Genomic DNA, 26,815 nt, shown 5'->3' with positions numbered 1-26,815 from the left:
CCCATCCCTCTCTTCATCCATTAGTCCAATCCTAATGTCTTTGCATGCTCTTGTAAAATGCGATAGTTGTAAACTAAATCTTGTTGCTCCAACGTTAGTGAGCTATATAGTTTTTGTGCAGCAATCACTTTCTTTTCAAAAGTTTTTGAATCGGGATCTAGTTCTCCAATCGCATTGACTACTTTTAATACTGCTGCTATATCTTTTTCTGCACCTTTTAGCTTATCGTAGTTGATCACTTGTCCTCTTACTTTGGAGTCTAGCGCCTTATACGCAGCTACTGCATTTTCAACATCTTGGATATACGTACTTGATGTTGGAGAAAGACTAGCGATGATTTCCACCACTTTTTTTACTTCACTCATGTTTTTCTCTGCTTCTAGTAAAATCGAATAATTCGATACTCTTTGTTTATCGACTGTATTAAGGCTATCGTAGTCTTTACGAACGGACTCAATCATCCCAAAATACATTTTATCGCTCGGTTTTAAAGCTGCAATACTCTTGTAAACGTTAATTACATTATCTAAAGAAAGAAGCACTTGCTCATTATAGACATATTTACGTTGTGTAGCAGTTAAATTATCATAGGCTTTCAAAATCTTTTGATATTGACTATCCATATTTTTAGATGTCATCAATTTATCAATCTCATTGATAACACTAATAACTGGCTTAATCAATTTTTCTTGGTCTTGTAGCGTTCTATAATTCGCTACTGCCAATTGCTGATCTTTCGGCAATGCATTATAAGCTGCACGAATTTCCTCAATACGTTTGACATATTGTTGTGGTTCAGTATTTGGCAACTCATCAATCATGCGTTGGACATTGCCAGCACCTAATATGCTTGTTTCCGCAGCTTGCAACAACTTGTAATTCGTCACATACTGCTGCATTTCTTTGCTGAGTGCTTCATACAATGCACGCGCATGTACAGTATCTTCTTGGAATGTCTTGCTCGATGCTTTTAACTTACTGATTAATTCGATTACGTTAGCTAATGGTTCATAGCTTTGTAATGTTGCCATATTGTTGACAAACGCCTTTTGTTCTTTTGTCAATTTATCATACGCTTTACGTGCTGCATTGACCTTGCTAACAAAATTATTGGCACTTGGTTCTAACGTATCGATTTGCACCATGACACTTAAAATTGGCTTCACTTGTCTTTCACGATCCGTTAATGTCTTGATATTTGAAACAAGCTTTTTCTGTCCAGTTGGTAGTTTATCGTAAGCAACACGTGCATTCATTAGCTTAGTTAAATAATCCTCTGCTTCTGGAACTGCCGCATCTATTAATGCAATTACTGTACTTGCGGAAGTAAGCTCCGTTTCCGCTGTCACCAGCTTTTCATAGTTAATGATTTTTTGTTGTTTGTCTGGTGGTAGTGCATCATAATTGGCACGTGCAGTTTTTAAATCGTTTAAAAACGTCTTACTTGTAGGCTTTAACGTTTCAATTAACCCGATTAATGATGCTACATCTTCGACAACTGTTAACTGTTCATAATTGGTCACACGCTTTTGAGATGCTGCATCTAATGCATTGTAAGCTTTACGTGCTGCTATTACCTTTTTCGTATAGTCTTTATTGGCTGGGTTTAAGGCAGAAATTAAATTAATAACCTTCACAACGTTGGCATTATTTTTCTCATACGTTGTTAATGTTTTATATTGCGTTACTAATCTTTTGGCATTTTTGTCCATCGCTTTATATTCAGCCGATAATGCCACTACTTTTGCAACAAATGTGGCATCTGGTTCATTGGCTAATGCATTGACTCTATCATCAAACTGTTGAGCAGTGGTGATATAGTTGTTTGCTGTTAACAACGCTGTGTAGTTCGTCACTAATGCTTGCGCTTCTGGCGATAGTTTATTATATTCTGCAAGTAAATTAACAACCGTGTCTTTATAATCTTTGCGTGACGTATTTAACCCCATAATAGGATCAATAAGATTCATAGCGTCCACTTGATTTTTTAAGTTTTTATAGCTTTTAACATACTCGCGTTTGGTCGGATCTAACTTTAAGTAAGCCGTGTTAGCAGCCTTTGCTCTTTTTGTATAGTCCTTCGCCGTTGGATTTAGTTTTTCAACTAACGTAATAACATTTAAAACTGCTTTATGAGAGCTCTCCCACGTTGTTAACTCAGACAAGTTTTTCACGATTTTTTTCACACTTGCCGCGTCAATTTTTTGTCCAGCAGGTGCTACAGGCGTATTATAGGCTAAACGTGCTTCTTCTATTTTAGAGATTTTATCTGGCGCAGCCGCAATTTCAGAAATCAATGACTCAATGACTTCTGCAGCCGCAATATTAGATTCAGCTAATTGTAAATCTTCCGCATTTTTTACAAATTCTTTATTAGAAAGCTTATCATATTCCGCTCTTGCCGCCTTTACTGCTATACGATACGCGTCCGTATTAGAAATACGTAATGCTGTAATTTGCTTGGACACGTTGGCAGCCTCTTGGAAAGGTTTTAAATCGCCATAATTGGAAACTAAACGTTTTGTCTCTGCGTCCTTTAAATTGTTATAAGATGCTTCAATTGCTGCTACAGTACTGATAAAACTAGTAGCTGAAGTAAAATCTTCTGGTTTTTTCGTAGTTAGCTGCGTAATACTTGCAACAATCTTATCTGCAGAAGATAAATTGACTAGTACATCGGTATATTTTTTAAATGGCGTAACTGTTGTGCTATTTGGATTATACGCTGTAACAATTTTCTTTTGGTCAGCAGTTAGAGCATTATAGCTTGTTGTTACTTCAGCGGCTGCTGTAGCAATATCACTAGAGCTCGAAGATGACTCTATTTTAGAAATTAAATCTTCTAAGTTAATAATCGTGATGTCTACTGCATTTGCATCATCATTCATTTTTACAAGCTTGGCGATATCTGCACCGTTCTTTTTAAAATAATTGTTACGTTCCGTGTCGTCATAGCCGTATTGAAGTGATGTACCGCGAACAGACGAGACAATGTCTTTGGCATCATTGGCTAATGCTGTATTGACAGCTACATTAAAATTATTTTGAACAGCCAGATAGGAATTGGCTGCTGAAGTTGAACCTAAAAATGCAGTATACTCTGCTTGCACAGCGGCAACATCGTCAACAAATGTTCTACTTGTATAAGTAATTGCATTAATACTTTTACCTAGTTCATTTAATTTTTTGACGAATCCTCTTTGTGCCACTACATACTCATATTTCGCTTTAATAAAAGCTCGTTCATTATCATTAAAATCAGTCGTGCTTAAAACTTTAACATCGCCGTCTGCAATAACCATCTCATTCGCTGTGGATGTTTCGGAAAGCTTGCCGAATTGTTCAATCGTTTTATTTCTAGTTTCCGTTGTTGCTACAGCGTTGACATAAGCTACTTGTTCAGCTTGTACTACAGTTTGTGCTTGTGCTTCTTGTACATTAGCAAGGGCTGCTGGTGTTAATAAAAGGCTCGTTAAGACACCCACTTTTAAAGGTTTCTTCAACTTGCTCATCCTTTCTTTTTACGTTATATAGGAAAATCGATATGTATCATATATTGCGAATCTACTATCTTTAGTATCGGTGATAATAACTTGATTTCAAGCTATTGTTGTAAACTCACATACAACCTTTACTAACTTACAGATAATTGCTAGTTTTAGATATAATAGACTTTTTAAAGGAAGTTATTGTTAGAATACTATATAATTGTGATAGACGCATTTATCCCGCATCGGACGTTTAAAATTAAGCCTAATTAAAGTCCCACCTTATTGAGAGAATTCCTTAAAAAAACTAGCATTTATACTATGTCATTTACCAGTAACTAGGTGTATACTACATCTTTAATATTTAATTTATTAGAAAGGGAGCTAGATATGTTTTATCACTACAAGTTTTGGCATAGCTTAACGCATCCCCTGAACTTTACACAAGCTTTGGAAACAGGAGAAATAAGAGGCTATAAAAAGCGTTCCTTTACGATTTTCTTTCTCTTCATGCTCCTTTTTGCAATACGTGAGTTTTGGGGATTAGGCACTGAAAGTTTAACAACATTATTTGCAACGAACCAGCAAGATGAATATTATACAGCCCGTTTGCTATCAATGGTCGGAGCCATTGTTTGGGGAATCATTTATTTTTGCTTCCACTATTATGGCGTTACATATATATTACATCTATTAACGGACATACCTTACAAATGGATTCAAAAAGTACAACTGTTTGTACTGGCATTTATACTTATTGAAAAGACCATTTTATTCGCAGTGTTTTACGCAGTAGGCTACTCTACAACCTTCTCCTTCTTATCACTTGCCCCTGTGGTACAGCAAGTGATAGATAAAGATGTTGTGTTATTCATTATTAATCAGCTAACAGTTACTACTGTACTGACGATTATTGTGCACTTTACTTTCCTTTCTAAATGGGAGGAAGCAGCTGATCGCAAAGCGCTGTTAGCAAAAATTATCATACTACAAGTAATAATGGCCGTTTTTGTTGGGATGATTAGCGTACTACCACTTCAAGAATGGATTACAAGGGGGCTAGGATGATGCGTTTTATAAAATCCAGACCTTGGACATGCCTTAGTATGATCGTGATGGCGATTTTAGTTGGCTTAAATGCCTTCTACGTATTCAAGGAAAATAGCAAAGTAGCGCGTTCCTATTTTGTTGATGAATTTCAACGAGCTACTGTCGGTGACCGTGTAGAAACGGTGAAAAAAGATGCAATAGTTGCACCAGCCGAAACATATACAGTTTCTGCAGATGCGAAAAGTTTATCAGCAGTAAATGTAAAGCGTGGTCAGCACATTCAAGCAAGCGATTTACTCGCTACCTATAAAACAGAGCAAGTTGACGATGAGTTAACGAAGCTTGAGGCTGAACGGGACGCTTATGAAACTGAATTAAGTGACTTGCAATCCGCCTTGTCACAAATAGAATCGGATTTTGGAGGTACAGATAATCCAAAAAGTTCGATTAATACAGATCAAATTAGTGATAAATTAAATGTCACAGTAAAATTGGAGTTAGGTCAACAAAATACTCCATCTACAGCTGTAGCTATTTTAAATCGCCATATTGCAGAAGCTACACGTCAAATTGCCGTAATGGATGCTCAAATTGCCCAAATTCAAGCACGCCAAGGAGTAGTAAGCCCTGTTGATGGTGTTATTGCCAACGTCACAGACGAAGCTGGTACAGTAACATTTGAAATTTATTCAACAGAAAAAGCAATGCTTGTCTACTTATCTGAAGAAGAATGGCAACAGGTTGCGGCTGGGCAAAGGGTCGACTTTGAACTACAGCATTTCAAAGATGACCTATCAGGTATCGTACTTGAAAAATCAATGATTGCTACAAATCATGACGCTATATGGGCAAAAGAATTAGCAAAATCAGCGAAACTACCGAAGCCTACTAATTATGAAGTAATGCTACAACAAGACGATATGTTAGAAAATATTCCGTTTTCAACAGTTGGTCAGGCTGCAATCGTAGTGAATGAAGCTTTTGATGCTTATAAAGTGAATTCTTCTTGGGTTAAATCAGTAAAAGATGCTAAGAGCGTCTATATAATTGACGAGGATGGAAAAATTCGTCTTGAAGATATTGAAGTTGCTTTTTCAACGAAAGATTCAACGATATTCACAAGCTATATAGATGTTGGTACGCCTATTTTAGCTAATGAAAAACGTAATATTTTAGCACGCACTTTCTGCTCAATGCCCGTGAAAAAAATTGAGTGGCAACACTTTAAAGAAATTGGCTGGAAAGACTACGTCAAATATATAATTTTCTAAACTAAATGGAAAAGTGTTAGATTGACGCAGGTCAATCTAACACTTTTTTGCTATATCGTTATGTCCGCTATAGGAGTGCCTTGTTACATTTCTACTCCATCGTTTTAATCCTTTAATCTGTTTTTAAAATATTGCTGATTATCTAATATAAGTTTATTTGTTGGATCGTATTGTAATGCTTGTTCATTGTAATTATTCGCTATGTCATATTGTCCCAGACGGTCGTAACAAACAGCTAATTGAATATATGGTAGCCATGTCCAAGCGATATGTTCAATTAAATTCCCCTGTTTTGGTTTGTTCTTCATACTGATTGCTTGTTCATACCAATAAATAGCTTGTTCGTATTGTGAATCTGCCAAAAATTTTGCACCTAAACGACAACAACATTCTGGGCGAGGCGTGCTATAAGCGAAAGTTTTTAATAAAAAATGCAACTGTCTATCAGCATCATTCAGCATTTCATAACAATCTGCTATTTTTATACAAGCTGCAATTTCATCCTCAATCCACCCTTGTTTTGTCGCTAAAAATTGTTGATATTTATCAATGGCTTCTTTGTACAATGCATGATCTTTTAATTCATTTCCATAATAAAACAAATCCCGTGCCGTAAATTGCTCTTGTTGCGCTTCCCTGCGCTTATAAATTTTCAAATTACGGTCTGTATAGGCTTTTTCTTTACGATGTGTAATGGCTATATTACGCTGTATAACATTCCCTTGGACAGCTAAATATTCATGTACTGCCCCAACCCATTTAAAATCGCAAGAACGTTTTACTACTCTATTTCTTTTAAGGCTATATGTTGGATTGCCATTCTCATCAAAGGCTAAATGATAATCCATCATCACACTATCCACTTCTTTATTCGTTAGTTCTTCTAGTAAGTTTAGAAAATGTATTCTTTCCCTCTCTTCTATAATATCATCTGCATCTAACCATAAAATATAATCCTTGGTGGCTTTGCTAAATGAAAAATTGCGAGCTTGTGAAAAATCATCTATCCATTCAAAATCATAAATAAGACTTGTGTATTGCTTGGCAATTTCTTTCGTTTTATCGGAGGAGCCAGTATCTACAATAATTATTTCATCCACAAGTCCTTGAACAGAAGATAAACAACGCGCTAAAACTTGTTCTTCATTTTTGACGATCATACATAAGCTAACAGTCGCTTGTTGCTTTTTTCCAATAATGATTTCATTTTTAAATTTTTCCGCACCTAGTAGGTCTGACTCTCGATAAATATGAAAAGCAGGCAAACGAGTATCAACAAATAACGGTAATTCCAAAGCGGAAGCCCTTATGCAAAAATGTCGATCTTCTCCCCAAAACGATAAATTTTTTAGCTGTTTAAAACGAACACCCTTTAAAAGTGCTTTTCTACTTATTAATGTGCAAGCACCTAGCCCCCCTACTTCATAGATGCCTGGTACTTTTAATTTATTGATAAAAGCGGACGTTCTATTGGCAATATCGATTGGTTCTAATTTTTCGCCATTATTAATCTCGTATAATGTATATTCATCCATCATCCACACTTGAGGTAGTGCTACTTCATTTTTGTTCCACTCAGTCCAGAAAATATTAGAGATAATGTCTTTTTGCGCATTCCATAAGTTTTGAAGTGTATTCGGATACAACATTAAATCAGAATCTATCAGTAGCAAACCATCATATTGTAATTGAATTGCATGTTCAATAATCCTATCTTTCATTTTCCCTACTTTTTCAATTAGCGAGTCGGTCCAATAATGTGTGTGTTCATCCTTCCTATAAAGTTCATTTTGCTGGTTATTTTTAATAATTTTTACACCTTCATTTTGTGATTGAAATAACGTTAAAAGTTCCGTTGATTGTTGGTCATCATTATCATCAATAAATAAAAAATCCACTTTATGCTCGTCTTTGTTTAACGACTGAAGTGAAAACAAAAAATAATCTAAAATTAAAGGTTTTTGTCGTACAGGACTAGCAATTAATATACGAGGTTTCATGCAGTTCTCCTTCATTTGGATATTTTCAGGAAATCATACAACATACCATCCATGTCTTCAATTTAGAGCCAAGTAGGAACTTCCTCGTACTATCATTATTCATCATGCATTTAATTTGTGACAAACCGTTAATATATACTTCAACTAACGAAAAAAGTGAAATTGACAATTGTCAATTTCACTTTTTCGTATCACGATGTTCTATCGGTGAATTACCACGCATTTTCCATATCTTGTTGTGTCGCTAATTCGTAATACATCGTCGTTATTCCACTTACTTCATACATCATTCCTTGGACAAATAGCTTTTCACCATTCGTACCGTTTAGGCGAATGGCAAAAATGGTTTCACCTTTGCCAACTTTTTTAACTGTTACACCATCAGCAGCATTTTCCACATCAACAATTTTGTGATCATACAATGCTCCTGTAAATTGCTCTACGTGAACATCTTTCACAGTAAAGCCTATTTCACTCTTCGGAATGAAAACACTGCTGACTTCAACTGCTGCTGAAGTATACATTTCATAACCATCTGTTTCAGCATGAATACCTACACGTACAGATTGTCCTTTATCATCCGACAATGTTGCAATGTAGTCACCTGCCTGCAATAACTTCAATTCATAATTGCCGCCTTTTGGAATGCTTTCTGGCTCCCAACCATCAAAATTGAATGGTTGATAGACGTAGACTTTGTCACTTACTTCATGACCATTTGCAGTTGTTAGCTGAATATGAGACGGATTAAAGCCTAAATCCTCTTCGAAAAGTAATGCTGAACCCGGTGTAATTTCATCTGTTTGTTGGCAATCAAGTTGAAGCTTGCCATCCACTTCTGTAACAACCACTTTATATTTTTGCGTGTCAATTATCTCATAGTTTTCTTCTTTATCAATATTGTAGCTTACTAACATAAAGTGGCCAGATCCTTCACGCAATGCCTCTACCGTCAAACCATTCGTTGTTTGATGAATTTTGAAAAATTCATGCTCCCCATCAGCCGCTATATTATCATAAGAATAGGCTTCCAATTGAGTAGCTCCAAAATCACGCGCAGCGAAACTTTGGACAACGCGATTTGCTTGTATCGCCTCTATACGATGAATAAATAATGCAAGTTGTGAACGTTTGACTGTTTCTTTTAAACCGAATGTTGTAGGTGTAATACCCTTTGTAATATTGTGTTCAAACAATGGACCTACTGCATAATACGCATCAGAGTATTTTACAATATCCGTAAACGGCAGTGTCCAATCTTCAGTATTATTACTTAATTGGAAGGCAGATGTTAACATGCTCGCTAATTGCTCACGTGTGATGGCTTGATTGACACCAAAGCTACCATTGGCAAAGCCTGTCGCAATTCCCTCATTTGCTAATGCCGCAATTGCGCCGTAGTATTCATCACTTTGCTTAACATCGGTAAATTGAGGGTCTATTACATTTTGCGTATCTAAAGCCAATAAATTTGCTAAAATTTTGGCTACTTGTCCACGTGTGACATCTGCAAACGGTTTAAATGTACCATCTGCATAACCATTAATAATCCCGCGGGTAGCTAAATCTTTCACCGCAGTTCCATATTCTTTCGTCATATCCACATCGCTAAATCCTTCAGCTGCGTGCGCTGTCGGCACTACTACAATGGCACTTGTAGCTAAAGCCGCAACGATTGCACCTTGAAATAATTTATTTCGTTTCATTCACTCGACCCCCTACGTCTTTTCCCTATCATACTATGATAACACATGGAAATAATACTAAAAGTTTCATATTCTTCTATAGTTATGTAGTTTATAGCATTGTAGCAAAGTCAAATGTATTCATACCCTCTGTTTTTTCCATTAAAAAAGCCTTGTGACTAGGATGAATCAAAAGATTTCATCTAATCACAAGGCTAGTTATAACACTAGTAAACTAGTGTATAAAGTAACACTTCGTTTTATTAAGGAGTTACAATTGTTGCTTTAAGTTCTTTTGTTGCGTTACCAACTTTAATTTTTAAAGTTACTTTAGCTTCTGTAACGCCAGCTTTTAATGTAGCTGTTGCAGCTGCAGTACCGTTACCAGCAATTGTTACATCAGTAACTTTTTCAGGTACGATTGTAACTGTTTCTGCTGCAAGTGCTTTGATTTCTTTGTTACCATATTGGTCAACAGTTGCAACGTTTACTACTACTGGAGCATCTCCTGTAGTTTTTAAGTTTGCTACAGTTGCACCAGATGCTAATGTAGCTTCTGTAATAGCTTTCGCTACGTTGTAATCAGCTAAATCTACTGATACTGTTGATGCTGTAAAGAAGAAATCTTGTGTTTTTTCAGCGTCAGCTGAAACAACGAATTTTTGTTCTAATACTTCACCAGTTGCATTAATTGTTACTTTTAAAGTGAATTCTGTATCAATTTTGTTTGCTGCTGGAGTTGTATCAGTGTTTAAAGCTGTGTCAGCGATATTTACTTTACCTGCAGTTACAGCTTGTGGCGCAGTTAATTTACCGCCAGTTACTGTTGCTGTATATTCGTTTGGCTCAAGTGCAACTTTACCACCGTTTAATAAACCGTTAACAGTGATTTTTTTGTCAGTTGCTACTTTTGTTTTACCGATTTCAGCAATTTCGTAACCTTTGTATTCTGTACCATCAGTTACTTGTACTTTTACTTCTACAGCAGAATCAATTGTGCCATTTGGCGTTACTAGAGCAACGTTTAATGTTGCAGTACCATTTTTAAGTGGTGTAACTTGGTTTGCACTTACTGATACTACATCAGAAGTACCAACTAATGTAACTGTTACAGGAGCTGCAGAGTTTTTCATTTCACGACCGTATTGGTCTTCAATGATTAAGTGATCTTTTGCAGTAATTGTCACTGGTGCTTGAGCAGTTGAAATTACTAATGGGTTTTTAAGTCCGCGAACTACAGTTGGTACTGCTGCAGCTTTAACATCTACAGTGATAGTAGCAACTTTGAATGTTGAAGTTTGGAATACTAATGCTTGTGTTCCAGCTGCTCCAAATGTTGTTTTGTAGTATACTTGACCGTCTTTTACTTCAAGAGCAGATTCAGCAACTGGTGTGCCGCCAACTTTAATACCTTTGTTAGCATCAGCTAAGATTTTTTTGTTAGTGATAACATTGCCTTCTTTATCAGTAACTGTTAAAGGAATTAATGTAGCTTCGTTAGCAACTGCGATTTCTGGTTGAGAAACAGAGATTGCGTTAGTTGTAGTAGTTTCTGCCACTTTCACAGTGTATTTTGCAGATTGGCCTTTAGTTGTTGAAATTAATAATACATCAGTATCACCAGCTTTTAAGATTGATGATAAAGCAACTACTAATTTATCTTTTTCGCCAATTTTTACTTTTGTTACTTTGTTATCGATTGTTAAGTTTGTAGTGTTAGTGTTTGTAATTACTAAACCACTTGCTTTAGCAGCATCTGTAATTTCTTTACCGTATTGGTCTTTAAGGTTTAATACGATGAATGCTTCAGAAGCTTTAGAGTTATCATTTAAAACTACTTCTTCACCTTTAGCGTTGTAAACACCCGCTACTTCAATAGAAGAAACTGTAGATTCAGCAGATAATTTCACAGTTTTAGAAACTGAAGTACCTGTAGCAGTATCAAATAATACAACTGGTACTAAATCGCCGATTTTTTTACCTTCTACAACAGCGCCTGATAATTTAACTACACCTTTAGCAGCATCAGCTACAACAGTTGTGTTAGCAGTATCATTTGTTTTTAAAGAAGTTGTTTTTGTAATATCTGTACCGTATTGGTCTTTCACTACGTAACCAACAGTTGCAGTTGTACCTGCAGCGAAAGTACCGTTAGATTGGATAGCTGTATCAACTACTGCTACTTCGTCTAAGATTTCGATAGAAGTAACTTTTTGAGCTTCGATTTTAACGTCGCTTGTTAATACTTTTTCAGTTAAACCAGAGATGTTTACAGTGTAATCTGCAGCTTGGAAGTTTGTAGCGCCTACTAATTGAACTGATTTTTTGTCAGCAGCCCAAGTAAGAGTTACGTTTTGCTTGAATGTACCGCGTAATAATTCAATTGTAGCTTTAGAAGTATCTTCTACTGCTTTGTTGAATTTTACTTCGATTGTTTTAGCGTTAACAGCTTTTACAGATTCTAATTTAACTTCAGCTACTTCATATGTAACTACAGCTGAATAAGCTTTGCCTTCGATTTCGAAGTCTACTTTAGTTTCTTTGTTTTCTGGAAGTGCAGTTTCTAATTTTACAGTATGTTTTGTATCATCAGAAAGAGTTACTTCTAATGTAGTTGCGTCAACAACTTTAGCTTCTTTTACAGTTAAAGGAGCTTCTGCAATGTTCGTGATTGTACGGTTTAAGAATGATGCGAATTGACCACGAGTTAAAGTGTTTTTAGGGTTGAACGCTTTAACGTTTGTAAGACCAGCATATTCTAACGCGATAATTGCTTCACGGTTTTCGTTAGCTGTAGCGTTATCTAAGTCAGTGATTGTAGATTTGAAGTCAGATTCTTTGTAATCTGCAACTAAGTCTACACCGTAAACAGTGTTGATAGCACGTACTAATACTACTGCCATTTGTTCACGAGACATGTTTTTAGTGTACATTAATTGGTCGTTAGAACCTTTGAATACGCCAGCATCTTTAACAAGTGCTGCATATTGTAGTAATTCTTGGTCTGGAGCTGTAGTTGGTAGGTCAGTGAAACGAGCTTTTGTTGCATAGTCAGCTGGCACTTCATAACCTTCAGATACTAACCATTTACCTAAGAATTTTGTTACGTTACCGCGTGTTACTACTGCATTTGGTTTGAATGTACCGTCAGTGTAACCTCCTACGATTTTAGCGTCCGCTAATGCTAAGATTGCGTCCTTGTGATCACTATTTTCAATATCAGAAAAGCTTGCTGCGCTAGCTACTGGTACGATTGCTGATGCTACTAGAGCTGCTGATGCTGCGCCGACAACCCATTTACTATATTTTTGTTTCATGTGCAAAAACCTCCTAGATAAATTAGCCACTTTTGTGACTACGTTTCTATTATAAAAGAAGTAGAACATACATTTCTATGTGCAATATTTGGAATGAAGGATGTGGTAATAGTTTATCTTAATTGGTTACAAATACATTTATTAGTTTATTTATAATTTGTTTTCCATCCGAATTTTGGCATACTAACGTTTCTTTTGTTCGAAAAATATACCATTTTACCCATAGATATTGAGACTTTTTCCCTTCCAATAATTTTTAAGTAAGCCAAATATCTCACTTAAAGGAATAGTGAACAAATCGTGAATTTAAGTTACAATAATATAGGTAATTTATTCATTAATTCCCTTGGAAAAATGGATTAATATTTTATGGAAACCAGAATCTAGCGATAGCTATTAAAGTAAATGGGTATTACTAGACTTCTAATAGTGGTAAAACTCGGTTTTGTGACGATTATCTCGGGTTTTGTGGCGTTTCGTTCGGAGTTTGTGGCGATTTGCTCAAGCTTTGTGGCGTTTCATACTGCTAGTCAGCGATTCACGAAGTTTTATTTTTTACAGAGATGGGGAATTGACAGAAATGGTATTTAGTAGTCTTATTTTTTTATATGTCTTTTTGCCATTAGTGATTGTTGTGTACTTCATTTCTCCGAAGATGCTACGCAATACGATTTTACTGTTGGCAAGTTTGTTCTTTTACGCTTGGGGTGAGCCGAAATATGTGCTTCTCATGATGCTGTCCATCGTACTCAATTATGTGCTCGGTATCGTTATTGAAAACACCGCTTCCCAGTCCAAGCGCAAAACATTGCTTTGGTTAGTCATTGTTAGCAACTTAGCCATCTTAGGCTATTACAAATATGCTGGCTTTTTCGTGGATATTGTCAATAATTATTTGTCGCAACCTATTGAATGGCAGGCTGTACCGCTGCCAATCGGTATTTCATTTTACACGTTCCAAGCACTTAGTTATGTAATCGATGTCTATCGTAAGGACGTAAAGGCACAGCGCAATTTTTTAGATTTATCACTGTTCATTACATTATTTCCGCAACTCGTTGCAGGCCCTATCGTTCGTTATCAAACGGTAGCTGAACAAATTAAGAAACGTATTGCGACAGCAGAAGATTGGATGATTGGGTCGCGTCGCTTTGTACAAGGGCTGGCGAAAAAAGTACTGATAGCCAATCCGATGGGCGAAGTTGCCGATCATGTCTTTAGCTTATCAGGTGGGGATTTAACAACGGGGACTGCCTGGATTGGGATTTTAGCGTACTCCCTGCAAATTTATTTTGACTTCTCAGGCTATAGTGATATGGCAATTGGGTTAGCACGAATTTTCGGCTTTAAATTTGAAGAAAACTTTAACTATCCATATATAGCACAATCTGTTACAGACTTTTGGCGACGCTGGCATATCTCACTTAGCAGTTGGTTTAGAGATTATGTCTACTTCCCACTTGGTGGTAGTCGTGTTAGCCATGAATGGAAACTATATCGTAACTTACTTGTTGTGTGGACACTTACTGGTTTTTGGCACGGGGCAAGTTGGACCTTTATGGCATGGGGCTTTTACTATGGTATCTTAATTTGCTTGGAAAAATGGGTGCTGTTGAAATGGTTGGCACGCATTCCACGTATCGTCCGACATATGTATATATTAATGATCGTAATGATTGGCTGGGTGTTCTTTAGAGCAAATGATTTTACATATGCATTTTCATTTATCAAAACGATGTTTGGGCTTTCCGATGCCGCACTGTACAATTATGAAACGATTTTACTGACAAAAGATTATGCGCTTTACTTTGTCATCGCTATTATTTTTGCCATGCCGATTTATAAGCTTTACCAAACATGGAGTGAACAAAAGGCAGCCGCTTCCCTATCATTTGACTGGGGTCTGCGCATTACACAAACCGTTTACTATGGTGCACTTTTGTTATTTATTACGATGTTTTTAGTAAACGCAACACATAATCCATTCATTTACTTTAGATTTTAGGTGGGACATCATGCGAAAAATTCAAACGTATCTATTACCAATTACATTTTTTTGCATTATTTTCGGTGGCTTCGTCGTGCATGTATTAACGGTGGATCGTCCGCAATCAGAAATGGAAAACCTACCATTAGAATCTGCCAACATTACGCCAAGCGCTAAGGAAATTTTAACAGGGACATGGTCCAAGCAAGTAGAGTCGTATATTTCTGACCAGTTTCCTGCACGTGATACATGGATGCGCAATTATGTAAACTTTCAACGTGTTGTGGGCAAAACGTATTTAAATGATAAGTACGCTGTTGATAATAAAACTGGCTGGATTATTTCGAAGCCGGCCGCAGTAAAACCCGAAGAAGAGCTAGCTGCTTTTGCCTCTGATTTACAACGCTTAAGCGAAGGTCTAGCCGAAAAGCATATACCATTTACATTTTACTCCCTACCAGCAAAGGCGACTTATTCACGTGAGCCAAGCCCACGCTATATGCCAGAAGATGCTGGTATTGCAAACAATGTAAAACTGCACGAACTTGTTACCGCTGCAGGCGTAGACAATATTCGTCTCTATGATGAAATGCAAGAAAACTTTTCTGCCGAGCGCAACTTCTTTAAAACAGATCATCACTGGACAATTCGCGGTGCCTATTCAGGCTACGAAGCGCTTATCCATACACTAAACAAACGACTGGGTGAAACAATAGCAACCATTCCTTTTGAAGAAGCCAATACATTTTGTTTACCAAATAAGTTCGCCGGCTCATGGAATAAAATACTCTATATGACCGTCGAGAATAATGAACAAATTTGCTATAACGAACCTGCATCGTTTGCAACACAGTTTACAATCTACGACGGTACAATTGAAGGTGGCGTCACTGCACCGTACGACGCAGTGTACGGTCGGGCGAAACAGATGAGTCCTGACGCCATAGTGAACTATGCGGATGCCTACAGCCGCGACTTTGCTGAACTTACAATCGTCAACCAAAACTATGACAGCGACAAACATCTCGTCGTCATTAAAGATTCATACTTTAACACCATTCAATTTCATGTAGCAAGTCACTTTAAAACTGTGACCATTTTAGACTTACGTTATTTAGAAAAAGATATTATTCCTTACTTACAAAACATGCAACCGGACTATGTCATTCTTGCCTATAATGATCGCAATTTAAAACTGATGCCCGAGTAACTATCGGTCAATCACGTGATAACGAGGTACCCGCGATTTGCTTGGGGTTACCCGCGGTTTACTCTGATTTACCCGCGATTCGCTCCGGTTTACCCGCGATTTACTTCGATTTACCCGCGATTCGCAAAACAATTACAAAAGCAGTGATTTCTATCTAGTTAGAGATCACTGCTTTTTAACGTTTTTTCAACTTTCCCACAATCCATTGACTAAACGGTAGGAATGACAATAGTTTCGTCAGCCCAATGCAAACAACAAGTGTCCACAGCATAAGCATGGAAACACGCGTCAATGTGCTATCAAAATGTGCCACAAACCAGCTTGTCGATAGACGTAGCACTTCCCAATGGATAAGGTAAATCATAAACGCATATTGACTAATAATACGAACCAACTTCGTAGCTGGCAATGACTGCCCCCAAGCAATAACACAAAGCACAACACTAAAGACAAGTGGGACTATATCGAGACGCCTCGAATGCACCTCAGTATAGCCAAGTAACATACGAATCATCAAAAACAGTACAGCAAGTACAACGAAAACAACCGTTGCACCTCGGTACTTCTTCGCCAATGCAGCTAGTCTCTCATATGAGACTCCCATCGCATAGGCAACTGCAAAATAACCAAGCCATCCTGTAAACAGCAAGCGTAGCACATTCGCATGATCCTCAAAAATTGGATAAGGCAAGGCAATGACCGCATGATGTACTAGCGTAATCAGCACACTGAGCGGTAGAAACCACGTAATCGACCATTTAAAACGCTTCATCAACGCAAATACTACATATAACTGGAAAATAACTACAACAAACCAGCCCACAAACTCTCCATAAACTACATTATAGAAATACTTGTCCCATAACAAACCTTTACGATAAATTGACTCCACCAATAATGCATCGACAAAAGCCCACACTAAAAAAGGCACTAAAATATATTGAAGACGACTCGACCAAAAATAAATTGGCAGCCGTTCACGATAACGATTTGACAATATGATAATCGATAACACAATAAACGTCGGCGTTGCATAGCAAAGCGCAATCCGCAAAAACAGATAAACCTGTTGCTCGGGTTCTACACCAACCTCCAAAATTACCCAGGATGATGTATGTAATAGTAAAATGGATAGGCATGCCACTACACGTAGGAAATCCCACTCTTTAATCACTACAACATTCTCCTAGTACTATACTCTCTCTATTAAGCATGTCATAGTTTATCAGATAATGCAATGGCACTAGTTGGTAGCTATTTTTTTAGTATTTTTCTATAAAATAAAATAGCGATGCTAAGTGTCGCAATATCAGCAAGTGGAATTGACAAAAATATGGAGAAAGCAGGACTAATATCGAACAAATTTTCTTTACGAAAAAAAGTCGGTAAAAGCAGAACGAGCGGCACAATTACGATAACCTGTCTGATTAGACCAAGGATTACGGCATAAATTTCTTTACCTGTAACCTGCAATACAGTCATAATTGTATAGGTAATACCCAATAGCGGAAATGTTAGAAAAATGACCTTTATCACATGTTGTGTTGATGTTAACATCGTTTCATCAGAAGTAAACAAATACAAAATCACATTACTGAACATATACATAGCTATAGTAATACCAATACCATAAATAATCGCATACAACATTGTCTTTTTTACAGTTTTATTTTTTTTCAATAATTCTCCCTTACCCTCAAAATAAGCAAGAATTGTTTGAACTGCCTGCGTGATACCAATAATCGGCATTAATACAAGCATATACATCTTGTTGGCTATATTCCAAATCGCTATTTGACTATGGCTTCCTATTGATATGAGCTGATGGTTTACTATAAATGCAGAAACACCGGCTAATAATTGTATGGCCGTTTGGGCAAAACCAATTTTCAACATTTGAAAGGACAGCCATCCATGTTCTCCTAAAGATACCTTGCTCGCTAAAAACCAGATATGACGTTTCACCAAATAAACAATGGAAATAATAGCGCATACTAACTCACTAATGAAAGTGCCTAAAGCAATACCAACAACGCCTAATTGTAAACCGAAAGTTAAAATAGCATTGCACACAATATTAATCACCACTGCAATGGTAATAATAATTGCCTCTACTTTTGGATAACCAAATGCTCGAATAACGCTCGTCAATGTATAACCAATAGCACTCAAAATATTACTAAGTAGAATAATAGTTAAATAATCTTTGGCAAGCTTCCATACTTCACCTTTAGCACCCAACATAGTTAAAAGTGGCTCCATCAAAATCCATGTAGTACCAGATGTAACAAAGCTAACAACACACGTCATCACAAACCCACTCTGAAAATACTTATTTAATTGAAGTTGATCGCCACTACCTAAATACTTTGAAATCATGATTGCCGTTGACGTGGCAAAGAGCGTCTGCAGTGCTACAAAAGCAGCAAGAATCGGCGATAATAAGCCCATGGCAGATAAGGCACTTTCACTTTGGCTACCTATATGCCCTGCAAAAGACGTATCCACTACGGAAGTCATCATTTCAAGAATTAAGGACAAGATTGCAGGAAGTGAGAACGTTGCAATTAATTTACTGATTGAATAGTTGTCGAAGTTATTGGACTTCATCTAGCATCCCCTCCAACACAAACAATATCATGTCAAATAAGACACCTAATGTCTTATTTAAAAATAATTGTGTGATTTTGTTGGTACGGAGTAAAATTTCGTTCAAACTCAATATTCGTTATATGCGAATAAGTAATTGAAGCAATCTTTATTAATACATACTCCCTTTCAAAAGCATATAAATATAATCCATCCGCTTTTAAAACATAACTAATCGGTGCAACGTCCATTTGTTTCTCACCAATAACGACACGAAGATAGTATTCCTCGTCAAGACAATGGTTTATCCGTTGATAGACTGCTTCTGTCATATCGACCTTATTATCGAAAAGATCAACGATAAAATAATCTTTGGCATCTTGTTCATACAGATAAATCAATTCTGGAGAAATGAGTGCCAGTTTCTTTAATATACGCTCCTTATGCATTTGCATTGACAAACTATCATAAACAGATAACGCAAATGTTAAAACTTGCAAATCTTCATCATTAAAGAAGCTACTAGATAATTTATAATGCTCTTCAATATACACGCCACCCCTATGCCCCTGCTTACAAGTAACTGGAACACCCATCATCGATAACTTATCAATATCCCGCTGAATCGTTTTTACACTTACTTCAAACTGACGCGCCAGCGCCTCATGCGTTGTCTTTTTCACCTTCAACAAATGTAGCAATATCTCCATTTGACGATTACGAATCATCTTACAGCTCCCCCCTTCTGTCACTTCTATATTTAGTATGGACTAAAATCATCAGTACACAAAGTGGCTACAAGTGAAAAATCGTATTTTTGCTTTATAGTAAATTATTTGCGTATAGAATAGGAATTGACTTCCTTTCAGGTATATTGCAATCATTTAGTGATAAAAATAGAAGAAAGCTTCTAGCTATAAGAGAGGTATAAAATGTATAAAATATCAATTGTGGAAGATGACATGGATATTGCTCAAACATTGAAAAATCAACTAGATAAATACGGCTATCAAAGCGTTATTACACAAGACTTTGACAAAGTGCTCGATCATTTTCAAGCATTTCAACCGCACCTTGTTTTGCCTTTGATGGTTACTATCTATGAGCATTCTTTACTTCTACTTACAAACATCAGTGGAAGGTGAAAAAGCAAAATATACAGGCATTCGAAAAATTGGTCTTTCTGTAGTGACAAAGGAATTAGCAATGCTAGTTTTTATCCCCTTCACCTTTGCTAGCATTCTATTAGTTTGTGTAATGTTCTCCATGCGCAATATGATATCATCGTCATTTTATGAAATGACGGCAATGGGCATCAGTATATTTTTACTGTTATTTATAGGAAGCTTCTTCATTATCTGACGAAGCTATTTAAAGAAATTAGTAGTAGCACATTAAATAGAACCGTTCCCTTTCATTTACAGCGACGACGGAACTGACACCAATAGAATAGACAATAAAAAAACACCTTTGATTGAAATAGGGTTTAGATACCTACACTTCAATTGGAGGTGTTTTTCTACGGGAACATGTGCGTAAAAAGGAACGTTACAAATTTAAAATTCTATACAATCCTATACTTATTCAACAAATAATCAAATGTGACAAATATTATAATATAAACGCTCCCCAATAAAGAACTAATGTAAAAAGTATCTTTATACGTGTTTATATCAAAATTAAGGAGTGTAAACAACAGTGAAAAAATTAAGGCACAAAGGAGATGTTTAATATACATCAATACTATATGTTTATTTTTACTATGTTTCTCAATAAGTAAGGAAACTCCTAAAGCTACAAGCATAGAAGGTGCCGTAAATGCAGTACCATACATACCATAAACAATACTGTATGTAGAAGTAATAAATAGTGGAATAATAAAGATGCCAATAATAATTGTAACGACAGCAGCGATTGCTTTGTTTTTAACCATTCTATTTCACAACCTTACTAGTTTTGAAAAAACCATTTTATAAATTACATAAGTAATTAAATTAAATAGAAGGAAAATAATCGACTGGACTATTGTCACAACTATAATAAATAAGAGATCTGCACCTAATACAATCTCGCCCGGAGGCAATTCTTTTTTTGTGCTTTCCACCAAAACAATAGTGCCCCAGACAAAGATAGATACGTATAATCCTAAATATGCGAACAGTGCATATTGATAAAACTTCATTCTAAATTTAAATCCTAACACCACATTCAGAAGAATTATAACGAAAGGAAAAGCTAAAAATTGAACTAACGAATCAAACCTTTCGTCTAACATTGAACCAAGAAATTGACTTATACATGCCATTGCACTATTTGCAACCGCTACTATAATGAAAGCATTTTTTGATGTATCCATTTTTCACCCCTCTATTAACTCCTATAGAGTGTTGTAATAAATTTTATCATAAATGGAATACATACCCATGACTTTCACAACTATATTTTGTATTATGTATTCACTTTCAAGCTCGTTTGAAATTAATTGCTTGTCGCCAATCCATAATAAAATCAGCCAGTTTTCAGCGACTTACCGCTGAAAACTGGCTGGTTTTTGCATTTTGCTAATTCACCATCTGCACCGCTGGTTTGTTGCCATAAATCGTTTCTACCCATTCTGGATGGTCGATAAATGGATTGCGGTTCCCTTGGATTTCGTAGATTCTTTCGTTTCGTCGTTTTTCATAGTCATCTACAGGGTCTTGTAGATGCCATTGTAAAAGAACCGAAAGTTTACCGTGATACGGAGCCGTTCCATTGTTGACTTTGTCATTTAATTCAAGGTCTACTTTATCGCCTAGCTCATAACGCGTTGCCATATAAAACAGAATGCGTGCAACGTCCCCTTTGACACGATTCGGTGGTTCGAAGGAATCGGCGTCTTTCAAACAACCGTTACAGCCAGCGACTGGACTACCGCCATTGTCAAAGTCTAAATTTCCTCTCGCGCTATTTACTTGCACATCGGTAGGGCGTAAATGATGGATATCAGTTCCTGGTCCTTGACTTGTGCCGAAATTCCCATGTGATTTTGCCCACGTATGCTCTCGGTTCCAGTTGCCTACATTGCCGCCGTTGTTTGTTTTTGGACTAGATTTACCAGAATAAAATAACAGGACATTATTTGTATTATTCGGATCTTCGTCTGTGTATCTCAAAGCATCCCATGCAGCATCATAGGATAATACTTTTTGGTTTGCAATAATATCGTGAAGCGCCTTTTTAAGTGCTTGCCCCTCTTTGTTATAGGCAGCAGTATAGTAGTCGTTAGCCGTTACAGTAACACTAAAATTGGCCGTAACACTTTTTGTACCATCAGATGCCGTGACACCCACAATATGACTACCCGCTTCTAAAGTTAACGTTAAGCGTTTGCCCGTTATCGAACCTTTTGTAGCGGTAAATGTCAATTCGTCATTATCAGGGTCAGCAAAATGCTCTGTTAAATCGATGGTAATGTCCGTTCCTACAGCTACTGTCTGATTTGTAAAAGGCTTTTTGATGATTGGTTGCTTGTTTTCAGCAGGGACAGGAGGGTACACTATCGGTTGCCCCTTAGAATTTGTAAATTTAATGTTTTCTAACGATGCACCCTTCTTCAATTCAATCAACTGTAAGTCAATATTTTCTGCGCCTCTAATTTCACTTACATTTTTGCCTTCAATGGTAATTTTTTTAAACGTATTGCCCTTTAAATCTACAATGGACTCTGGATGATTTGGCGTAATAATCACATCTGTCTTGTTAAAGCCTTCACCGTGAAGCTCGACATACTTCCCTTTTAAGTGTACGCCCTTCGTAATATACGACGCTGCATCTAAATGTAATGCTACACTCGGTTTTGTAATAACTAAGATATTTTTCTTAAAGTTCTCATAGTTATATGTGATTTCAGGTTGAATCGGTTCTACTGTAGGACCTTGTTTTAAATCCAGTTGCACCATGACAGGGTCATGGTCACTTGCACGGCCTACCATATCTGTAAAGTCTGCATTAATATGAAGAATATCAATTATCGTTTTTTCTTGAAGGTTATTAGAAACTAAAATATGATCTAATACTTGCGAATTTCCTTGATACAAATACGTATAACGGTCAGATGAATCGGCTTTATTGATCATATTAGTCATCCATTCACCTTCATGAATTTTAAGCGCTTTGGCAAATTGGTAATCGTTAAAATCACCTAACGATACAATGTTTGCATCTGGATTTTTCGTTTTAACATCCGCAACAAAGTTATACACAATATTGGCGATTTTCTGGCGTTGCACTTCACTTTTATATTGCGGTGGTTGTGTTGCTCCGAATAATGGTGTGTCACCCGATTTAGAATTCCAGTGATTAGCAATCACAATGACATCTTCACCTTGGAACTCAAATTGTGCAGCTAACGGTTTACGGCTATTATTAAATGCTTCATTCATCGGGTCAATTCGGCCTAGGTTCAGCGTTAATTGACCGTTTTGATAACTAACCGCAGTAGTCGCATCCCCTGCTTGGATTCCTTCCTTCAAGTTCACCCTTGCTGGATTGTATAAGAAACCAACACGAATATTCGCGTTCGGTGCACCACCATCTGCATTATTCACCGGGTCAATATTGACATACTTATAATCAATACCACTTTCAGCTTTAATGGCATCAATTAAGCGTTGATAACTTTGATCTGCCTTGGCATCACCAGCCGACTCGCCGTTATTATCTTGTACTTCCGTCACCCCTACAATGTCTGGCGTTTGCATATCAGTACCAATGGCGCGTGCTAATTTTCGCGCCTTATCATCCGATGTGGATGTTTTGTTATTAGAAAAGTTTTCCAAATTATACGAGGCAATTGTTAGCTTATCCTCTGCTTTGACTATTTTGGTAGTCTCAGGTGTTGCCGTCCCTTTTACATGGGCTTGCTTCATGTTATCTAATGGCACGTAAATTTTGAAGTTTTGATAAGAGTAGCCCACAATACCCGTAATCGGTCCGCTAAACTTATCGCCTGTGGCAACTTCGAAATCACGAGCTGTTCCGTTCGGTTCCAATCTAAATTGGATACGATTTGGGTTTGTTTTTCCTTCCTCATACAAGACCCCACCATGCAGCGTGTTTGTTGGCTCACTTTCAAGAACCGTTACTAAATCGCCATGTTCCTGTGGAGCAACAGCTTTGACATTGCCTACCTCCACTCGCATCGCTTCAATACTTTCCCAAAAATCAATAGCATCAATTGTTGGGTTGAAAACTTGAAGATTGTCACTATCAATTTGGCTAAATGACATTTTTAATTTATCAATTTGAATGGCTTTTGGTAATGCTACACTGGCATTAAGTACTTGTACTTTGCCCCCTTGATCATTTCGTACATTGATTTGCGTCGTTTTTAAATCTGTTTGGTTCGCATCACTGTAGCCATCGTACGCATATTCATCTACTTTACCTGTTACCGATACTAAATTTCCTACTTGAATCGGCCAAGCATTCTTTCCGCTATAAAGTAAGATCCCTTCCGATGTATTCGGATTATCATCCGCCAACTCATCAGGTGTTTGAATTGTATAATAATAACTACCATTTAAAGAAAATGAATATGTCACAATTCCTTGAATGCCATCAACGGTTTTGCCAGCAAATGGAGAGAGATGGCCTTCCCCTTGAATATCATGAATTTGCAGCGCATCTGTAATAACATAGTCATAGGTCATCACTTCACTAAACGTGCCATCATTTGCTTTGACAACCGTTTTTAAAGTTGTGTTTTGCGTAATATCGATTGGTTTTTCGTATTTAATACCTGATACAGTAGGATTTGTACCATCTACTGTGTAATAGATTTCCCCATTAGCTGTCGATGTTGATAAAGTGACCGTTGTTTGATTAATAAATGTACCACTACTTGGCGACGCAATCGCTGGTTTTAATGCTGTACTATCCACAACAATATCGTTTACAGAACGTGGTATCACTTGGTAATCCTGATCAAATTGTTGAACAATGCCCGTAATTGATTCATATGTTGTGCCGACCCTTAAGCCTAGCGTATTCGTTTCATCGCGTACTAGGAAATTGCTACCATCACTAGCTGTATAGTTTGCCCAGCCACTTCCTGTTTGCACATTCGTCAGCGCAACATTTTTTATCGTAACAAGTTGTGATTCATTTGCTTCTGCTACCTCTGCACCTGTTACTACTTTTGCAGTTGGTGCACCAACACCTGCCACTTTGTCGATAATTTGAGCTCCGTCTAATTGCAGTAACCCTCTATAGTCCGCAAGCTTCCCTTTAAGCGTTACTTCGTCCCCAATTTCTACATTTAGACTCGTCGGTCGTACAGCGATACCACCTGTTCCATCCTGTGCAGAGATGGTATTTTTCAGCTTCCCTGCCACAATACCTTTGATTGTTACTGTTGTACCGTTCGCTTGTGTTCTTGCATCCGCGATTGACTGAACATCTGCTTGTCCAATGACGGTATAATTAAATGTCTGCACATCACTATTTTCCAGCCCCTGTGCAACTGCTATCGCTTTTATCGTCATTGTTTTATCAATAACGATTGGTTGCGTATAACTAGCACTTTGTAATGTTGGTTCTGTTCCATCCGTTGTATAATAAATCATTGCACCAGCAGTGGCAGAAGATAATGCAATGGCAGTACCTGACGCAACCGTTCCAGAAGGTGTAGAAGCTGTGACAGCTTCTGCCTTTATAATAGGCCCACCCTGTCCTCCATCCATTGTATGACTGCCTAAATGTTCGAATGTATCGATTGGATAGGGCTGCCATTCTAATGAAGGGTCAAAGGTGTCACTTGGATTTTTATCACCAGACGTAATGGAACTCTTTCTAACCAATGTTGTATCAACAGTAGACACCCCATTGTCATTCCATGACTTGCCTGGATCAAACCCCATTTGACCAAAAGAATCTACTACCTCTTCACCTTTCTTTAAAACAATCGCATCATTACCATTAAAGGCGGTAACAGCTGAAGCAATTCCACCTTTCTCTTTAATCGCTGCCACTGCACTAGAATTATAGAGAATGATTGTCTCATTATGTGCTAAAGTGCCACTTAACGTCTGTTTGTTCGTTGGTGTCGTACTACCATTTGTATAAAGTTCAAGTTTGTATTGGCTTAAATCAATCGTTGAACCCGTTCCATTGTAAAGTTCAATCGCCTTATTATTACTGGACCCTTCAATATACTCAGAGATAATTAAATCAGTAGCTAATTCAGCCGCAACAGCTTGACTAGGCATTACTGGCATCGATACACTCGCAACGAATGTCGTTGCGAGAAAAGCATTGAATGACTTGTTCCATTTCTTTTTAGACATCATCAGTTAGCTCCTCTTTAAGTATTTGCTTCATAAAAACCTTCTTCTTAACTGAAGAAGGTCTACCATCTCTCTATCTCGGCTGTCGGTTTGTACCTACACCATACGCATCAAGCGTGCCATCAATAGTAGTAAAACTTATTTCCCCAGTATATATATATGAAACCATATAACTGTTAATGCACTATTGAATTACTATATAGTAACTGTTAAATTATAGCATTTTTCAAGAACCTAAGCACACAACAAAATAGTACAATTGTTAACCGAAACTTCACTTTTGCTAAACAATCCGTACTTTTTCATGGTTACTCCTTACAGCGGTTAGCTATAGATAATCGTAGGAAAAGTGTTAGATTGATTGGGGTCAATCTAACACTTTTTTACTATATTGTTGTTGTTCGCTATGGCGGTGCTTTCCGCTCATCACAGTAAGCCGCAATCCTCTGCTCGCGCGCGGAATGTCCGCGTCTTACGTGAGGAAATTTTTCTATGGCTAACCAACCAAAGAAATACAAAAAATTCGTAGCTACGGCTGCAACGGCTACTTTAGTAGCTTCTGCTATCGTACCAGTGGCTTCTGCAGCAGGATTCTCAGATGTAGCAGGTAACGACCACGAAGTAGCAATCAACGCACTTGCTGATGCAGGTATCATCAATGGATACGCTGACGGCTCATTCAAACCAAACCAAACAATTAACCGCGGTCAAGTGGTTAAATTATTAGGTCGTTATTTAGAAGCACAAGGTAAGAAATTCCAGCTGACTGGAATTCAAAACAACGCTTCAACGATCTACCAGTAACAGCTGAAGAAGAATTAGTTAAATATGCTGCACTTGCAAAAGATGCAGGCGTATTCAACGGTTCAAATGGCAACCTAAACGCTTCA

General features: G+C 37.2%; 16 protein-coding genes. 7 read left to right on the top strand and 9 right to left on the bottom strand.

Annotated features, from left to right (window positions below; genetic code table 11):
* Window positions 1-20: 20 nt before the first annotated feature.
* Window positions 21-3,503, bottom strand: a complete 3,483-nt coding sequence (locus tag LO754_RS02725) for a hypothetical protein (RefSeq protein WP_435892048.1) — start codon at window positions 3,501-3,503, stop codon at window positions 21-23.
* Between the two features lie 375 nt (window positions 3,504-3,878).
* On the opposite strand from LO754_RS02725, the gene LO754_RS02720 reads away from it, so the two are divergent.
* Window positions 3,879-4,556, top strand: coding sequence for a hypothetical protein (locus tag LO754_RS02720; RefSeq protein WP_024362438.1), 678 nt, complete (start codon window positions 3,879-3,881; stop codon window positions 4,554-4,556).
* Window positions 4,553-5,809 carry an HlyD family secretion protein gene (locus tag LO754_RS02715; protein ID WP_231785544.1) on the top strand — a complete coding sequence of 419 codons (1,257 nt, stop codon included), beginning with the start codon at window positions 4,553-4,555 and terminating at the stop codon, window positions 5,807-5,809. The genes LO754_RS02720 and LO754_RS02715 overlap by 4 nt, the downstream gene beginning before the upstream one ends.
* A gap of 104 nt (window positions 5,810-5,913) precedes the next feature.
* Here LO754_RS02715 and LO754_RS23655 read toward each other — a convergent pair whose 3' ends face one another.
* From LO754_RS23655 to LO754_RS02700, 3 genes are all read right to left on the bottom strand, one after another.
* Window positions 5,914-7,809 (bottom strand): glycosyltransferase, encoded by a 1,896-nt coding sequence (locus LO754_RS23655; protein ID WP_038509405.1) that lies wholly within the window; start codon window positions 7,807-7,809, stop codon window positions 5,914-5,916.
* 212 nt (window positions 7,810-8,021) lie between these two features.
* Window positions 8,022-9,515, bottom strand: a complete 1,494-nt coding sequence (locus tag LO754_RS02705; protein ID WP_231785543.1) for an S-layer homology domain-containing protein — start codon at window positions 9,513-9,515, stop codon at window positions 8,022-8,024.
* 242 nt (window positions 9,516-9,757) lie between these two features.
* Window positions 9,758-12,811, bottom strand: coding sequence for an S-layer homology domain-containing protein (locus LO754_RS02700; protein ID WP_231785542.1), 3,054 nt, complete (start codon window positions 12,809-12,811; stop codon window positions 9,758-9,760).
* Between the two features lie 580 nt (window positions 12,812-13,391).
* On the opposite strand from LO754_RS02700, the gene LO754_RS02695 reads away from it, so the two are divergent.
* Window positions 13,392-14,816, top strand: a complete 1,425-nt coding sequence (locus LO754_RS02695; protein ID WP_024362433.1) for an MBOAT family O-acyltransferase — start codon at window positions 13,392-13,394, stop codon at window positions 14,814-14,816.
* A 10-nt stretch (window positions 14,817-14,826) separates the two neighbouring features.
* Entirely contained in the window at window positions 14,827-16,008 is a 1,182-nt protein-coding gene (locus LO754_RS02690) for an alginate O-acetyltransferase AlgX-related protein (protein WP_231785541.1), read from the top strand.
* Between the two features lie 175 nt (window positions 16,009-16,183).
* On the opposite strand, the gene LO754_RS02685 is transcribed toward LO754_RS02690, so the two are convergent.
* The 3 genes from LO754_RS02685 to LO754_RS02675 all read right to left on the bottom strand — a co-directional run bounded on the left by LO754_RS02685 (window position 16,184) and on the right by LO754_RS02675 (window position 19,325).
* On the bottom strand, window positions 16,184-17,182 hold the full coding sequence (locus tag LO754_RS02685; protein WP_231785540.1) for an acyltransferase family protein: 999 nt from the start codon (window positions 17,180-17,182) through the stop codon (window positions 16,184-16,186).
* An 80-nt stretch (window positions 17,183-17,262) separates the two neighbouring features.
* Window positions 17,263-18,618, bottom strand: a complete 1,356-nt coding sequence (locus LO754_RS02680) for an MATE family efflux transporter (protein WP_231785539.1) — start codon at window positions 18,616-18,618, stop codon at window positions 17,263-17,265.
* Window positions 18,619-18,671: 53 nt separating this feature from the next.
* Window positions 18,672-19,325, bottom strand: a complete 654-nt coding sequence (locus LO754_RS02675) for a helix-turn-helix transcriptional regulator (protein WP_167492683.1) — start codon at window positions 19,323-19,325, stop codon at window positions 18,672-18,674.
* A 204-nt stretch (window positions 19,326-19,529) separates the two neighbouring features.
* On the opposite strand from LO754_RS02675, the gene LO754_RS02670 reads away from it, so the two are divergent.
* Window positions 19,530-19,742 (top strand): response regulator, encoded by a 213-nt coding sequence (locus tag LO754_RS02670; RefSeq protein ID WP_024362428.1) that lies wholly within the window; start codon window positions 19,530-19,532, stop codon window positions 19,740-19,742.
* Complete coding sequence (locus tag LO754_RS02665; protein ID WP_231785538.1) at window positions 19,699-19,959, top strand: hypothetical protein; 261 nt, start codon at window positions 19,699-19,701, stop codon at window positions 19,957-19,959. Before LO754_RS02670 ends, LO754_RS02665 begins: the two co-directional genes overlap by 44 nt.
* A 577-nt stretch (window positions 19,960-20,536) precedes the next feature.
* On the opposite strand, the gene LO754_RS02660 is transcribed toward LO754_RS02665, so the two are convergent.
* Both LO754_RS02660 and LO754_RS02655 read right to left on the bottom strand, forming a co-directional pair.
* Window positions 20,537-20,953: a hypothetical protein gene (locus LO754_RS02660; protein ID WP_231785537.1), complete on the bottom strand. Its 417-nt coding sequence runs from the start codon at window positions 20,951-20,953 to the stop codon at window positions 20,537-20,539.
* A 205-nt stretch (window positions 20,954-21,158) separates the two neighbouring features.
* Complete coding sequence (locus tag LO754_RS02655; RefSeq protein ID WP_231785536.1) at window positions 21,159-25,928, bottom strand: endonuclease; 4,770 nt, start codon at window positions 25,926-25,928, stop codon at window positions 21,159-21,161.
* Window positions 25,929-26,417: 489 nt separating this feature from the next.
* Here LO754_RS02655 and LO754_RS02650 point away from each other — a divergent pair, with 489 nt between their 5' ends.
* Window positions 26,418-26,729: an S-layer homology domain-containing protein gene (locus tag LO754_RS02650; RefSeq protein ID WP_231785535.1), complete on the top strand. Its 312-nt coding sequence runs from the start codon at window positions 26,418-26,420 to the stop codon at window positions 26,727-26,729.
* Window positions 26,730-26,815 lie beyond the last annotated feature (86 nt).

Origin of the sequence: Lysinibacillus sp. GJ-1, assembly GCF_021166035.1 — a bacterium.
Classification (GTDB): Bacteria; Bacillota; Bacilli; order Bacillales_A; family Planococcaceae; genus Lysinibacillus; species Lysinibacillus sphaericus.
The sequence above is the reverse complement of the archived record's forward strand: the minus strand, read 5'-3'. Positions and strand labels throughout refer to the sequence as shown.